The sequence below is a fragment of the uncultured Polaribacter sp. genome, assembly GCF_947501385.1.
Lineage (GTDB): Bacteria > Bacteroidota > Bacteroidia > Flavobacteriales > Flavobacteriaceae > Polaribacter.
The window spans coordinates 32,002-47,500 of sequence record NZ_CANMVP010000027.1 but is presented as its reverse complement, the minus strand read 5'-3'; the positions used below and the strand labels follow the sequence as shown (position 1 = coordinate 47,500).

Sequence of the window (15,499 nt, the reverse complement as noted above, 5' to 3'; positions counted from 1 at the left end):
GAACCTTAAATTTTATCTAAAAAAAAACGACTTCAGAAGAAATCGCTTTTAATCAAAAAATGGTTCAACCAAATAATTGGTTAAAACTATTCTATGTAAATTTCTCTTTTTTCATAAAAACCCTGTCCCTCTAAACTTACTATATATATGCCTGAAGGTAAATTCAAACCGTTCTTTAAATCTTTTTTAATTACATTACTTTGCACAATAGTATTAGCTTCCCATAACCTACTTCCTAATAAACTTAAGAGTTTTAGCTTTAATTTAGTTCCATCTTTTATGTTTGATGGTAAACTTATTGTTACCAATCCACTGGTAGGATTTGGGTATAAAACCATATCTTCTATTAATTCTGATTCGCCGACGATTGTTTTAACTATTAAAGATGATTTTGATACTGGTACTGCTACCTTTTGCTCAAAATAAGCATTTTTTGCCTCATCTAACGTTAACGCTCTGTTGTAAACCATCAGATCATCGAAAATAAGTCCATTAGCATTGCGAATACCCCAATAGTTAAAGTTTTTTAACTTTTCTCGTATACCAGGAACCCATATTAATCTACCATCAAATTCTCTTTTCAATTTATTATTCCCTGGGATATTAGGGTCAGTACTAGGTCCATATTCAGCACCACCATTTGGTTTACCAATAAGAACACGCATATACTTTTGGGTCTTTGCAAAGATAACAGTAACATGATACCATCCCCTTCCTGCATCAAAGGCTCCTGGCTTAAAGAGTTCATAGTCCCATTCTTTGCCGATGTTTGCTGCTGGTGTTGTATAATACTGTTTTAGATAAAGCGTTGTGTTTCTTAATGAGAGGCCAAATTTTATGGGACTAAATGGATTTTCACTGGCCCCAAAAATAATTCGTTCATTTCCCGTTTCATTTTTAAAATTTACCCAAACTGAAACGGTCATTTCATCCATGCTATCAGCTTGGCTATAAAAGGGAGCAAGTCCAAAAAATTTAGCTTGATCGCCAGTTTGACTGCTAGACGATGATGAGAAATTGATTGCAGCTCCAGGATCATTAAATAAGATTGCTCCTTTAGCTCCATAACGATCGTCAACATAAAGGATTGTATTACTAATTTCGGCTGTTAAATCAGGTATAACAGTTGTTTGATTAGAACCTGATGGATAATCAAACGCTTTAAAAGTAGAAGTCCCATTAACTTGAGCTACATCATCGCTATCAAAAGTCCACCAAATTCTATGAGATTGTGCATTTAACAAATATGGGCTGCAAAAAAACATTAATATTATTAAAATTTTCATATGTTTAGTTTTTAAATTAATCAAATTTTCCAATTGTTTTCAAAAATTCATGAACTACATCTGGTCTATCAGTAGTCCAGTAATCGGCTTTTATATAGTTCAAGTTAAAATCCAAATCTGCACGTCTGTCCCATCTAGAACTATAGGGGTTAGCATCTGTTGGGATTTCGTTTACATCCATAAAAATAATTTTGTTATCAAAACCATTATAAGCAGTAGGATTAACCTGCGTAATCCCCATCCATTTGGTAGCCGTGTATTTCTTATTGAAATCTAACAGTCTTGTGGTACCCTTCGGAGAGAATCCAAGTTTTACATTGCTACCATCTGATACTTTCAATTTGATTTGAAGTTCAAACCCTGGTATGTTCCAACCTTTAAATTCAGCAGTTACAAATTCTTCACACCAAATAACAATATTTGTGAAATCTACATCTTTGTCTCTTTGAGCCTGATTATCAAAATAGAAGGGTGTATAAGCAATTTGTTGAAACATTTCGTCTCCATACATTAGCCGGAGTTTTTCTACTTTTCTTCCATCTGCTGCTCCTTTGAAGAAAACATTATCTTCGTAACCATTTTTGATGGCCTCCCAGTAAATGCCGTCAATATCATCCCATCCTTTATCTACAATAATAGGAAAATTGTTTTCTTTTGCTTTTTGTATTGCCTCACCAAGGGTAGGAATTGTGATATCTGTTAAGCATCCAAATCGATCTCTTACTTTCATGGCTATAAGTTGATCTTTTGTAAAATTAGTTGGTCCCTTTATCCAATTATCATATTCCTCTTCTGTATATCCTGGAAAGCGACTTTTGAGCGTATTTCTTAAATCATCACGTTTTGCAGCAGCAAGCAAGGGACTTTCAACCAGTAGTTTGTCGTAGGGATCAATACACTGATCTTCATTTTTATTGGGACCAGTGCTAGATCCTCTAAACATAAATGGATCATGAAATAGTACATAATTATGAACGCCCTCGCTAGTAATATCTTTAGCACGAGAAACATCAAGTTCTAACAAATCACTACTCGCTAAATAAGCTCTTGCAGCATCAATAGATTGAAGTGTATTCTCTGGAGAATCTCTCCAAAATCCTCTATGCCAAGCGATCAGGAATTTTTCATTATCGGCCAAATCTTTTTTATTTAGAAATTTTCGATTAATATCAGTATCTGCAATCCTTTTAACTCCAAGGAAACCTTTCGCAGCAGGAAAGGGTCCGGCTTTTCCAACTTTTGTAATAAAGACTCGACCAATATTTGAAGGTGAAGTTATTTTATACAACTTATAAGTTTTGGACTCATTATTGAGTTTTGCTTTGAAAATGGGCCTTATTTCTTCGCATATAAGATTATCGTTAGGTGCCATTTTAGAGATTGGATTTGTAAGAGAAACTACATAAAATTTATTATCTTTTGGGTATACTATTAAATTGGTTGTAAATGAACCAGCATCACGCGTTTTAAAAGTGCTAGGAATTGTATTCAGCTTTCTTGGAACAGCTATTTCATATTGCAAATTTTCAGCTTTACTAATCAAATTCTCCGTAATTTCTAAATGATTGAGATACTTAGGAAGCCTACTAGAGATTGTATTATTGTCTACGGCCTTTCTAATAAAAAAATTAATTCCCTTAACAAATGTTGAGTTAGTAAGATCTTCTGGAGTAAGCGTTATACCTGGTAAAACAAACTTCTCTATAGCTTCAGGTCCCATATCCCCTGTGTATTCTACTTCAATTGTAACTGGAACTGTTGCTGCTTTAAGCCTTTCAGTAATTCTATAAAACCATGGTTGGTTCATAACACGATTATACGTTCGAATATTACGTCTATAGAATGAAGGCCAATTTGTTAGTACATCTTGAAAAAAGTTGTTTTTAGATGAAACGCAATTTAAAAAAGCAAATGAATTGTAAACTGTTCCTTTCAGCCCAGCCCCATTATTTATTTGACCCCGACGGCTTGCGTCGACTTCAGCATTATATAAAAGTATCTTTGCGGGTATTTCATAGGCACTATTAAGACCACAACTATAGTGTCCGAATTCCTCATTAATTCCCCTCATTTTCACAATAACACTGCCACTACCAGTATAGGAGGATTTTATTATTACCCCATAGTCCTCTGTAAAACTTAACGCTTTTGCTACACTGATGGTTCGTTGGTTTTGTCCATTTACTTGCCATAAGCCTAAAAATGTAAAAAGAAAGGCCAATACAACAGTATTTGTCTTAGTACTAATATGCTTCATCATAAGTATCGATTTTTGTTTATAATTAAATTGAATATTTTTTCTAAAGAAGAAAATTATTAACTAAGAGCAAGTTTTCTGTAAACTGTGGGTATCACTCTAAAATATTTTTTAAATTCTTTTGAAAAATAACGTACGTCTCTATATCCTACCATTTTTGAAATTTCCTTGATATTTAAATTACTTTTAGTAGTTAATAAATTACAGGCTAGTTTAAACTGAATTTTCTTTTGAAATTCAACAAGGTTTGTCCCAGAAACTTCAACAATTCGTTTTCTTAATTTCGGCTGATTAATACTTTGTTCACTTGTAATAACTTCCCATGATTTCTTTTTGAAAATGATCTGCTCTAGAACTAGTACTTCCATTTTTTTTAGCCATTCCTTATCGTTTAAAGGAAATTTTTCATTAACAAAAACATCAACTTCTATTTGTTTTTGAAAGGAATATTTTTTATACAAGAAATTAAAAAATTCATTGCATATAATATTATTCTCGGAAGTTATAGTCGTCGCAAGGTCAGACAGTGTATTATTATTTTGTTCAGATTTCATAATTTCTTCTTTTATTAATTTATTAATTAAACATTCATTTAATAGTTTTTTTACTTGAATTATTATCTATTGATGCGTTGCAAACATTTCATAACCTACTCCTTTTATTTATTATGTTTTTTTCCAAACAAGTAATGCTAATAAAACAGAAAGAGCACCAGCTCCTATCCAAAAAACAGAAATGGTATCAAAATTATAAATGGTTTCTCCATTTAAGATGGCTTTGTTGTTTTCAATTAAATAACCACTTACAATATCTTGAATACCGGCTGCAACATAACTCATGATACCTACAATACCTAAAGCAGCTCCAGATGCTTTCTTTGAGGCAATATCGACCGCCATTAAACCACCTAAATAGCAAATTAACGCTCCAATACCCAAGCCAAAAAGCACCATACTTATAACATCTAACCACCACATGTTTATAGGACCTAATAAAAAAAGTGAAAGTGCAAATACATTCATCAGCCCAAAAATAAATGCTGGCATATTTCTTCTCCCTTTAAAGAGTTTATCTGATATAAAACCTGAAGAAGCCGTTCCTAAAATTCCACAAACAGCACTAATAGCTACTAAACTATTGGCTTGTGTTAATGTATATCCTTTTGCTGCTTCAAAATAATAAGGTCCCCAGCTATTTACGGCATATCTTGAAATATACATAAAGGCACTTGACAGCGCTAAAATCCATACATAGGGGTTTTTTAAAACACCTTTTTGTTCTTCCCAGGTTGACGTTTTATCTTTTTTAAAATCTTCATTTACGGGAGGTAACCCCTTACTTTCAGGGGAATCGTGAAAGAAAATTGAAATTATTAATGCGCCTAATAAACCAACAATAGCTGCTGCTCTGAAACCCCATTCCCAACCGAAGTAAGAAACAACAACTGCTGTTAAGATGTAGGTTAATGCCTCACCAATATTGTGACTAGTACTCCAAAAACCATAAAAACTTCCTCGCTCTGAATCTTTGTACCATCTTGATAGTGAAACAATGCAAGAGGGAGCACCCATTGATTGTACCCAACCATTTACTCCCCAAAAAATAGCAAAAAATAAAAAAGTAGCAGTAAAGCCCATAACTAAATTTGCCAATGCAGATATTAGGAGTCCTGTTGCCATCAATCGTTTAATATTACTGTGATCTGCTAAAAAACCATTGGTTAATTTCCCTATTGCATAAGAAAAAAAGAGTGCAGAACCAATAATTCCTAATTCAGATTCCGTTAAAACGCCAGCGTCAACTATTGGTTTTTTAATCACGTTAATACTTAATCTGCATACATAATACAAACCATAACCCAAAGTAGCAGATATAAATACTTGCCATTTAAGGGATTTGTATTTTTTTATTTGCGCTACTTCATTTCCAATAATTGGTGTTTCAGCAGATTTTTTAAAGTATTTTATCATTTTTAATTTTTTATTAAAAAAGGGACGTATTAAAAACACTATACCTTTTCAACTAATTCAAATTAATTACAAAAGATTTTTTGTATCTCTAATCATGTAAGTTTTTATTTTTCAAATATTCTAATAATAACTGTGGTCTATCAGTTTGGATGATATTAATTCCTTTTGAGATTAACCAGCCATAAGAATTATCTGGGTCTTTTAGGGCTCTATCATCATGATGTCCTGAATTATGTTCTGCCCATAAAGAATTTACCCAAACACGCGTTCCTGATTTTTTAAATTCATGAAGTCTATTAACTTCAGGAATAGTGTCTGATGCAAAGGTAAATTCAACGCCTTCAAACGGGTAATTTAATACCTCATCAAACAATTTTTTATATCCTTTTTTTCCCAATTTAATAATTGGCATATATTGTAAAGAATCTATGTATGTACCTAATTTTTTCTTGACAGAATCTAAAGGTTTATTATAGCCTTTAATAATAATTTGCCCCATTGTATTTGTTTCTTTTAAAACGGGTAGTACATGTTCAAAATACTCAAATGACTGATCTAAATTTATAAGTACTTTATCTTTTGCAACTAACAATGCTTCTTTTAAAGTTGGTACTTTAAATAGTGTCTTATGACCAGCACCATCTTTTAAATATAATTGTTTGATTTCTTCTAAAGTGTGATTTTTCACATATCCATTACCTGTTGTAGTCCGATTTAGAGTATAGTCATGCATTAAAATCAGCTTATTGTCAGAAGTTTTCTTTAAATCAATTTCAATGATATCAACACCCATATCCATAGCGTTTTCAATTGCTAGAATTGAGTTTTCACAGGCATTTCTCCAATCGGCTCTATGTGCAACTACTAGAATATTACTATTATTTAAATAGTTTTCTAAAATTGTAGATGAATTTCTAACCTCTTTACTATTATTGGAAGCTTGATCATTTTCACTTTTTACAGTACATGAGAAAATAAAAATCAATAAAATTAGAATTGCTCTCATAACTATCTTTTATTTTTACTTTTTAAGTAAGGAATCATTAAATCGGCAAAGTCCGTATTAATAATTGAAGGATTAATTTGAATGAGCTCATCTAGATCTGGGGTTAAAGTAGCTCCTGAAATAAGCTCTAAATCTTCTGAATCACCTGAAATCCCTCTCCAAGTTAATTTATTATTATTTTTTGCTGCTAAAGTGTTATCTCCATTAAACTGACTTCCTGCCAAGTTTAGCATCACTACTTTAGATTTACTAATATAAAAGTTAAAATCAGCGGCAGTTCTACAAACAGGATTCATATAAATACCTACAAAAGTATCTATGATTTTGTAATCTTCTCTTCTGTCTGCAAATAAAATAACTTGATTTTCTGATTTAGTACTTTTTATGACTCTAATGACTTGACTAAATTTTTTGTCCTTTACCTCAAGGTGCATGTATATCTTTTTCCCTTTTATTTTTAAAAGCGCTTGCTCTAATGTTGGAATATTTTCGTCTGTTATAACTGCACCGTTACGATTATTTTTTAATCTAAAATTACTCAAATTCCCAAAGTTCATATTAGCTACTATGCCAGTGCCATTGGTCGTCCTGTCAACAGTGGTGTCATGTAACAAGATAGGAATATCATCTGCAGTGGTTTGAATGTCTGCTTCTAAAATTTCTATCCCTAAATCAAGTGCATCTTGAATGGCTGCTAGAGAATTTTCGGGTGATTTTCTACTGTAACATCTATGCCCAGCAATGGCAGTAAAATCTAAATCTTTATATAACTCGTTAATTGGAATTACCAAAGGGTCTATTTCAATTGGTGGGTTTGTTGGGATTGTATACTCTGGGTCTTGACTGCAACTAAAAATAGAGGTAACAGCAACAAAAGCACTAATTGAAAACACTGTTTTCCAGTTTTTTATAATTTTATTTATTATAATTTTCATTTTATTTTTTTTAAGAATTTTATTTACTTGTTGTGTTTTTTAAGTTCGCACCTAATTTAGGCCAAACCCCTGTGTCCAGTCCAGAAGCAAAAAACTCCATCGCATATAAATTACCATCATAAGAGCCAAAATAAACGGTTCCATCTGTGCCAATAGTTGCAGAACCCCAGATATTACCACCCGTAACAAATTCAAACTTCAAATTACCGCTAGCGTCCAGAACATACAATGAATCATCTTCACCACCAATGTAAACATTGCCATCACTGTCAACTGCAGCTGACGCAGACAGTTTTCCTTTAGTTGTGTATGACCATTTTTCTGTACCATCGGCACTATTTATCGCTCTAAAATGATCTGACGTTTCCTTGGTTGATGCGTATAGAGTTCCGTCACTTGATAGAACCACACCACCTCTACTAGCAGAGCCCGTAAGCGGAAAGGACCATTTTTCTGTACCATCTGACTTTATAGCCCATATTTTTCCTGCGCCACCTCCAAGATCTCCTTGAAAATAAACAGTATTATCAGCGTCAATTGCCATGCTTCCTCCTGTAAATGCTCCGTGAGGTATAGACCAATTTACAGCACCATTTGTTGCGTTTACCGATACAATATTTCGCCCGCCATTATGTGTAAAATAAAGAATGTCGCCCGCCAATGCAATACTTAAAATGTCACCACCCGCTGGATAATTCCATTTTTCTATACCATCTGGATTTAATGCAAAAAGAGTATCTGCAGATCCACCTGTAAAAATAGTACCATCAGTACCTATAGCACTTGAAGTTACATTTACATTACCACCCGTATCAAAAGACCATTTCATAGTACCATCAGGGTTTAAAGCATATAAATTATCATCATCAGAACCTATATAGATGGTTCCATCTGAAGCAATAGAAGGAGAGTTTCTAATATTTCCTCCCGTTGGAAAAGACCATTTGAGTGTTCCGTCATTGTTGATAGCATAAAATGAATCGTCGTCTGATCCTACATAAATAGTCCCATCGTCAGCTATTGCTGGAGTACTTGGTTTAATCTCACCTGTAGTTGCATAAGACCATTTTGAACCCCAAATATTTACATCTTTTGTAAAAGTGGTTGAAGCATCTCCAGAATTATCCGTAACGGTTAAAGTTGCTGTAAAAGAACCTACGTCTCCATAAAAATGAATCGGATTTTGGGTAGTGGCTGTATTTCCATCTCCAAAATCCCAAGCCCATGAGATTATTACACCATCAGAATCTGTTGAATTATCTGTAAACCCAACTTCTGCTCCTTTTTGAAATAGTTCTCCAGAAATAGAAAATGACGCTGTTGGCGGCACGTTTGGTACAAGTGGATCTGATACAATAAATTCCTGTTTTACAGTATCTTCATCACCTTTATCATCTTTAACCGTTAATCTTACTTCATAACCTGTTGCGAAATCAAAAGTATGTGTTGGATTTTGCTCTTGAGAAACTTTTCCATCACCAAAATTCCACAACCAATATGTAATCTTTCCATCTAAATCAGTTGAAGCATCTGTAAATAATATAGGTTCTCCTTTTACTGGTGCTTCTGGATTCATTGTGAAATTTGCTTCTGGCAATGCATTGGTGGGTAAAAGATCATCCTCTTTACACCCTATGAAAGCAATAAAAAGAAAAACCGTGGCATATATATAATAATTAATATTTTTCATTTTTTGTATGTATTAAATTTTAATAACAATCATTCTGTGGAAATCTAACTAAATCTGCAACAATATCTATCTCATCTTGTGGAATTGGATAAATAAGTCTGCATTCTGGCACTGTTGTACCAAGCGCTGCAAATGTTGAAATAGCAGTATTGGTTCTCTTTAAATCATACCATCTATGAAATTCTAAAGCTAACTCTAAACGTCTTTCTTTTAAAACTGCAGTTCGGAATGTAGTTTGATCTGCGAGTTCTATAGTGGTAAGCGGTAATAGTCCAGCACGTTCTCTAACGGTATTTAAACTTTGAAAAGCAGGACTATCATCTGCCGCAACATACCCTTCTTCATTTAACACTTCTGCATACATCAATAATATATCTGCATATCTCAACACAATAATGTCATTACCTACATTATTACTTGTAGATAATACGTCAAAGTATTTTTGAGGAACCCTTAAATCTCCTGAAACGGTTACATACTGCGCTAATGGCAGTCTTTCGTCAAGTAAATCGTAAGCATTTATTAAATCTGTCGAAACCGTTGGGTTTTGAGTATAATTAAATGTTAAGGAAAGCCCTTCACCACCTTCACCTTTTTTATAACGCACTGCAAACAAAATTTCTGCGTTCATCTCATTACTTGGACTAAAAACGGCAGAAACACTGGGTAATAAACTGTAGGTATTTAAATTGATTACTTTTTCTAACTCAATTTTTGCAAGACTAAATTTGTTTTGAGTTAAATAGACTTTCGCCAATAAACCGTAAGCAGCGCCTTGGGTTGCTCTTCCTAAATTATCTTGAGAATAAGATATTGGTAAAAAACTGGATGCTACTTTTAAATCTGTTTCTATTTGCGTATAAATTTCAGTAATAGGATCTCTTTTAACATTACTAGTTTCTGAAGGCAATAATTCAGTAGTTATTAAAGGTACATTCCCATAAAGTTGTACCAAATGAAAATAGTAAAGAGCTCTTAAAAATTGAGTTTCTCCCTTTAGTCTATTTGCTAAAGCGGCATCAAAATCTGCATTTTCTATACGTCCTAAAACAATATTGCATCTATTTACACCATCATACAGCGCATCATAGGCGCCTTCTACCCAAGAATTGTCAGCCCTTACTTGAAATTTATCTATATTAAATGGCACGCCTACATTTGAGGCAGGATCATTAAACTCACCATTATCAGATCTTACTTCCAATAAAAATTCAAATCTATCTCCATATAATCTGCCGTCTTGAAGCACATCATACGCCGCATTTACAGCATTTTCAAAATCATTAGCTGTTTTATAAAAATCATCAGCATTGGCTTGAGAAAAAGGTGTTAGATTTATAAAGTCTTCACTACATGAAGTGGTAACTAAAAACACGGCTATTATTATAATTATATTTTTCATTCGTCTCATATTTGGTTTCATACTTTTTAAAACGTTACGTTTATTCCTAATGTAAAAACTTTAGCAATAGGATATGACCCATAATCTTCACCTGCTCTAGTAGGTTCATTAGGTCTTGCGTTCACTTCTGGGTTATACCCCGTATATTTAGTCCATATAAATGGGTTTTGAACATTCACTGAAAGTCTCGCTTGAGATATTTTAAATTGTTCCAATACTTCTGAAGGAATTGTAAGCCCAAGTGATATGTTTTGAATTTTTACAAAAGAACCATCTTCTATAAATCTTGTAGAAATTAAAGTATTTCTTCCTGTACTACTTTTAGCTCTCATCGTTTGACCATCACCAGGGTTGTCCTCAGATCTCCAGCGGTTTACCGCTCCTGCTAATTGATTAAAGTTACCTGTAACATTATAAGAATATCTACGATGTAGGTTTAAAATTTCATTTCCTTGTACACTAGATACTGCAACTCCTAAATCAATAAACTTATATTTTAGATTAAGGTTACCCCCAATTGTATAATCTGGGAAATAACTTCCTACAATGGTTCTGTCATCCGCATCAACATCTCCATCGCTGTCCATATCTACGTAGCGAACGTCTCCCGGTCTCGTACCAGCAAAATGGGGTACAGCATCTATTTCGTCTTGATTTGCAAATACACCGTCTGATACATATAAAAAATAAGACCCCATTGGCTCCCCAATTTTGGTAATATAATCTGCACCAGAAGCGCCCCCACGCAATGTGATAGGATTTCCTCCAGGGCCAAGTTCTAACACTTTATTTCTATTTTGAGAAAAATTAACATTTGCAGTAACTTTTACATTTCCTATATCTTGGCGGAAGGTGGCAGCCATCTCAAATCCTAAATTTTCTACTTTACCACGATTTTGTAAAAAAGATGAAAACCCTGTAAAAGCAGGCACAGGAACATCAAAAAGAAAATCAGTAAAAGTTTCGTTATATACATCGAAAGTAAAATCTAACTTATTATTAAACAAAGCAATGTCTAGACCAGCATTCCAAGATATTTTTGTCTCCCAAGTTAATTTATCATTTGGTAAATTACCTGGCTTTAGACCATTCGCTATATCTTCGCCTGCACCAAATACATAGTTATCGGCTGCCAATAAGGCAATAGGAGCGTAATTTGGGATATCAAAATTTCCTGTTTCACCATAACTTCCTCTAAATTTTAAGAAATTAACAAACGGTATGTTCTCAAAGAATTTTTCTTTGGAAGCGATCCATCCTAAAGAAGCTGAAGGAAAGTACCCCCATTTTGAATTAGTTCCAAAACGAGATGCCCCATCTGCTCTTGCAGAGACAGAAAAGAAATATTTCTCATCATAATTATATTCTAATCTCGAAAAATAAGATAATAAAGCCCATTCAGAACCATTTGATTCTGCTGTTTCAGCAATAGTACCTGCATTAAGTGTTTGCAATAAATCGTTTGGAAATCCTGTAGATCTTGCAAAACTTCGCTCTGTTCTGTTTTTTTGAGCAGAAAACCCAGCAACACCATTTATATTATGATTCAAACCCAACTGCTTGTTGTAAGCTAATGTGTTTTCAGACAATACATTCGTTACATAGTCACTTTTTGTTCTAGCAAAAGCTTCAGCAATACCAGACCTTCCTCTTATTTCAAGTGTAGATGGGCTATAGGTATCTCTTTTAAAATGGTTAATATCTACACCTACACTGGTTTTAAAGGTTAAATCTTTAAATATTTCATAACTAAAAAAAGCATTACCAAGTAATCTATATTGTTGTTTTCTATCTTCTAAGAGCGTAGCGGTTGCCACAGGGTTAATTATGTTTGTATGACCAAAACCCCAATTGTTCCCTCCAAAATTGAAGGTACCGTCTGGATTGTATACTGGAAATACCGGAGCATATAAATTTGCCGCAGAAATAATCCCTCCCCTAAAGTATGGACCTTCAGTTTGCACAATGTCATAGTCGGTATAAGAAGGTGCTATATTTATACCAAATTTAACTTTTTCTTGATCTACATTGTATTTCATTCGAAATGCATATCTTTTAAAACCTGAATTAATGACAACCCCTTCTTGTTGAAGAAAATTTCCAGACACATAATAATTAGAATTGTCTGAACCTCCAGAAACTGAAATATTATGATTATTCATTTCAGCTAGTCTAAAAATTTCATCTTGCCAGTCGGTATTCGTTAAACCTTGTATACCCGCTGCATAGGGGTATAATACTGGAGCAATAGGTCCTCTATTTGCTCTTACACCATTGGGATCTGTAATAGCTCTGTCTGGATTTCCTCCAGGATTATTATTAATATAATTCTCGTTTTGCCCGTCTATACTTAACTGTGCATATTCATAAGCATCTAGGACATCAACCTTATTCAACACTGTTTGTAAACCAAAAGTACTCTTATAAGATACTTTCATTTTTCCTTTTTTACCGGATTTGGTGGTAATAATAACCACACCATTAGATCCTCTAGAACCATAAATTGCGCCACCAGCAGCATCCTTTAATACATTAATAGATAGAATATCATCTGGGTTAATAGTACTTAATGGGTTTGTGTTTTGTTCAGCAGCTGACACTGTTCCAGTGGCTCCTTGTAAATCATTATCAAGGGGAACTCCATCAATTACATAAAGCGGTTGGCCACCACTAAGACCAGTACCTCTAATTTGAACTGAAATATTACCACCAGGAGCTCCTGAAGATTGTGTTACTCGTACGCCTGCAATTTGACCAGACAAGGCCTGATCAAAACTTGTTACGTTTTGATCTGTTAAGGTTTTGTAATTGAGTTTTGAAACTGATGTTGTTAAATTCCTGCTCTTTTTCTGGCCATAACCAATAATTACAATTTCATCTAAAGTAGCTGCATCTTCAGTTAAAACTATTTTAAAGTTTGTTTTGCCTTTAACGGGAACTTCTTTCGTTGAGTATCCTAAATATTTGATTACTAGTACAGCCTCTTCATTTTTAAGAGTGAGTGAAAAATTTCCATCAAAATCAGTTTGTGTTCCATTTGCTGAACCTTTTTCTATAATACTCGCCCCAGGCAAAGGCAAATTATTATCGTCTACAATAGTTCCAGAGATTTTTATTTGCTGACTTTTACCCTTTATTGGAATGTTTATTTTTGAATCTACTCTATTTGCTTTCAAAATAATTTGTTTTCCTGTTACCGAAAAAGAGATCTGTGATTTAGAAAATAATTTCTTTAAAACTTTAGATAAAGCTTCCTTTTTAACATTAATAGATATTTTTCTTTTGTAATCTATTTCTTTGTCCTTATAAATAAATTTAAATTCAGTAAGAGATTCTATTTTATCAAATACCGTTTCTAAACTCACATTGTTATAATCTAATGTAACTTTTGTTTTTTGCGAATAAGATTCATTTGCATGCAACTGGAACAGAGATACTAGTAACAGCAGTGTGGTAATCCTCATTTTTAAATTGAGTTTTAATTGAAAAGAATGATTTATACCCATCCTAATAACTTTTTTCATATTTTTGTTTTGAATTTAAGTGATTAATTAGTTTTAGTCGCATTATTTAATCGGGAGATGTTCCAGCATCTTTCGATTTTTTTTTTGTATAATTGACTTTTCAAACATTGATTTCTCTATGCCATTAGTTTACCTATTTTAAATTTTAATTAATTGTTATTTTATTATTTGTTATTGTATAATTAATTGGATGAATCTCATTAATAACTTTAAATACTTCAGCTATTGTTTCAATATCAAAAGTTGCAGTAATAAAATCTTTACCTAAATCTTTGTTGTTATTAATTATTTCTATATCATAATGTCTTTCCAACTTTTTGATAATGTTATTAAAGGTAATGTGCTTTAAGATGATTTTGCCATCTATCCAAGCTGTATAAGTTTCAACATCAGCTTTTTCAACACTAATAAAATTATCGTACTTATTCCAATCTGCCTTAAATCCTGGCTTTAGTAAAGTTGATTTATTTGCATCATATTTTTCTTTTGATGCGTATATTCTAACAGAACCTTCTACTAAAACTGTCGTTATATTTGAATCTTCAGGATAAGAAGTTACATTAAATTGAGTTCCTAATACTCTAATATTTACATTATTGTTGTTCACAATAAAAGGATGCTTTGCATCTTTTACAACATCAAAATAAGCTTCACCAGTTTCTATAAAAACTTGTCTATTTTTTCCCTTTAAAAACTTTACAGGATATCTAAATGAAGTACCTGCATTTAAATGAACTTTAGTGCCGTCTGATAATTTTACAGCAAAACGTTTTCCGTAAGGAACCGTTATGGTATTGTATGCTAATTTATCTGTTGCTTTTTTAGTATCATAGACTAATTCATTTCCTTGTTGATTTCCAATAATATTTCCTTTGGTGTCTTGAATAGTAAAAGAACCTTTTTCATCAATTACTTTAATAGTACCATTATCCATTTTTAGCGTAATCTGTTTGGATGAAATGTTTTTTTCTGTTGGTTGGATATTATTTTCCGTATAATAATATGAAGCTGAAATAAGTATTGCAATTGATGCAGCATACTTAAAGAACATTTTAACTTTCTTTAATTTAAATACCTTTTTATCTTTAGAAATAAATTGCAATAATTTTTCTTCTGATTTTTTGGTCTTAAATTCTTTAAGATTCATATCAATCAAATAATTCACTTTAACATACTTAATAAACTCCTTTTCATTATCAGAATTTTCTAACCATACTTCCAATGCATCCAATTCGGAAATAGAAGCTTGACTGCTTAAGTATTTTATAATGATATTTTGAACTTTGTTTAAAATCATTAATTTATATATTATTAAGCATTCTTGTTTTAAGGTAATCTATGTATAAACTCATTAAAAATTAACTGAAAGTTCTTATTTATTTTAATGAAAATTATATAAATAAGAACCAGGAGCTTATAACTATTTAGA

Annotated in this window: 10 protein-coding genes; all 10 read right to left on the bottom strand. The window is 32.6% G+C overall.

Annotation, left to right across the window (positions count from 1 at the left end; all coding sequences use genetic code 11):
- Positions 1 to 86 precede the first annotated feature (86 nt).
- Positions 87 to 1,286, bottom strand: a complete 1,200-nt coding sequence (locus Q0998_RS15985) for a T9SS type A sorting domain-containing protein (protein ID WP_299671642.1) — start codon at positions 1,284 to 1,286, stop codon at positions 87 to 89.
- Positions 1,287 to 1,302: 16 nt separating this feature from the next.
- Positions 1,303 to 3,546, bottom strand: a complete 2,244-nt coding sequence (locus Q0998_RS15980; protein ID WP_299671640.1) for a glycerophosphodiester phosphodiesterase family protein — start codon at positions 3,544 to 3,546, stop codon at positions 1,303 to 1,305.
- 56 nt (positions 3,547 to 3,602) lie between these two features.
- A complete protein-coding gene (locus Q0998_RS15975) occupies positions 3,603 to 4,097 on the bottom strand; it encodes an AraC family transcriptional regulator (protein ID WP_299671638.1) in 495 nt (164 codons plus the stop codon).
- A 111-nt stretch (positions 4,098 to 4,208) separates the two neighbouring features.
- Positions 4,209 to 5,513 (bottom strand): MFS transporter, encoded by a 1,305-nt coding sequence (locus tag Q0998_RS15970; RefSeq protein WP_299671636.1) that lies wholly within the window; start codon positions 5,511 to 5,513, stop codon positions 4,209 to 4,211.
- 88 nt (positions 5,514 to 5,601) lie between these two features.
- Entirely contained in the window at positions 5,602 to 6,519 is a 918-nt protein-coding gene (locus Q0998_RS15965; protein WP_299671634.1) for a glycerophosphodiester phosphodiesterase family protein, read from the bottom strand.
- Between the two features lie 2 nt (positions 6,520 to 6,521).
- Complete coding sequence (locus tag Q0998_RS15960; RefSeq protein ID WP_299671632.1) at positions 6,522 to 7,454, bottom strand: glycerophosphodiester phosphodiesterase family protein; 933 nt, start codon at positions 7,452 to 7,454, stop codon at positions 6,522 to 6,524.
- Positions 7,455 to 7,473: 19 nt separating this feature from the next.
- A complete protein-coding gene (locus tag Q0998_RS15955; protein WP_299671630.1) occupies positions 7,474 to 9,144 on the bottom strand; it encodes a PQQ-binding-like beta-propeller repeat protein in 1,671 nt (556 codons plus the stop codon).
- A gap of 19 nt (positions 9,145 to 9,163) precedes the next feature.
- A complete protein-coding gene (locus Q0998_RS15950) occupies positions 9,164 to 10,546 on the bottom strand; it encodes a RagB/SusD family nutrient uptake outer membrane protein (RefSeq protein ID WP_299671628.1) in 1,383 nt (460 codons plus the stop codon).
- A gap of 26 nt (positions 10,547 to 10,572) precedes the next feature.
- Entirely contained in the window at positions 10,573 to 14,070 is a 3,498-nt protein-coding gene (locus Q0998_RS15945) for a TonB-dependent receptor (protein WP_299671626.1), read from the bottom strand.
- Positions 14,071 to 14,215: 145 nt separating this feature from the next.
- On the bottom strand, positions 14,216 to 15,367 hold the full coding sequence (locus Q0998_RS15940) for a FecR family protein (protein WP_299671624.1): 1,152 nt from the start codon (positions 15,365 to 15,367) through the stop codon (positions 14,216 to 14,218).
- Positions 15,368 to 15,499 lie beyond the last annotated feature (132 nt).

Bases quoted from the DNA above. Each gene is read 5' to 3' on its own strand.
- Q0998_RS15985 (WP_299671642.1), bottom strand. From the start codon at position 1,286: ATGAAAATTTTAATAATATTAATGTTTTTTTGCAGCCCATATTTGTTA.
- Q0998_RS15980 (WP_299671640.1), bottom strand. From the start codon at position 3,546: ATGATGAAGCATATTAGTACTAAGACAAATACTGTTGTATTGGCCTTT.
- Q0998_RS15975 (WP_299671638.1), bottom strand. From the start codon at position 4,097: ATGAAATCTGAACAAAATAATAATACACTGTCTGACCTTGCGACGACT.
- Q0998_RS15970 (WP_299671636.1), bottom strand. From the start codon at position 5,513: ATGATAAAATACTTTAAAAAATCTGCTGAAACACCAATTATTGGAAAT.
- Q0998_RS15965 (WP_299671634.1), bottom strand. From the start codon at position 6,519: ATGAGAGCAATTCTAATTTTATTGATTTTTATTTTCTCATGTACTGTA.
- Q0998_RS15960 (WP_299671632.1), bottom strand. From the start codon at position 7,454: ATGAAAATTATAATAAATAAAATTATAAAAAACTGGAAAACAGTGTTT.
- Q0998_RS15955 (WP_299671630.1), bottom strand. From the start codon at position 9,144: ATGAAAAATATTAATTATTATATATATGCCACGGTTTTTCTTTTTATT.
- Q0998_RS15950 (WP_299671628.1), bottom strand. From the start codon at position 10,546: ATGAAAAATATAATTATAATAATAGCCGTGTTTTTAGTTACCACTTCA.
- Q0998_RS15945 (WP_299671626.1), bottom strand. From the start codon at position 14,070: ATGAAAAAAGTTATTAGGATGGGTATAAATCATTCTTTTCAATTAAAA.
- Q0998_RS15940 (WP_299671624.1), bottom strand. From the start codon at position 15,367: ATGATTTTAAACAAAGTTCAAAATATCATTATAAAATACTTAAGCAGT.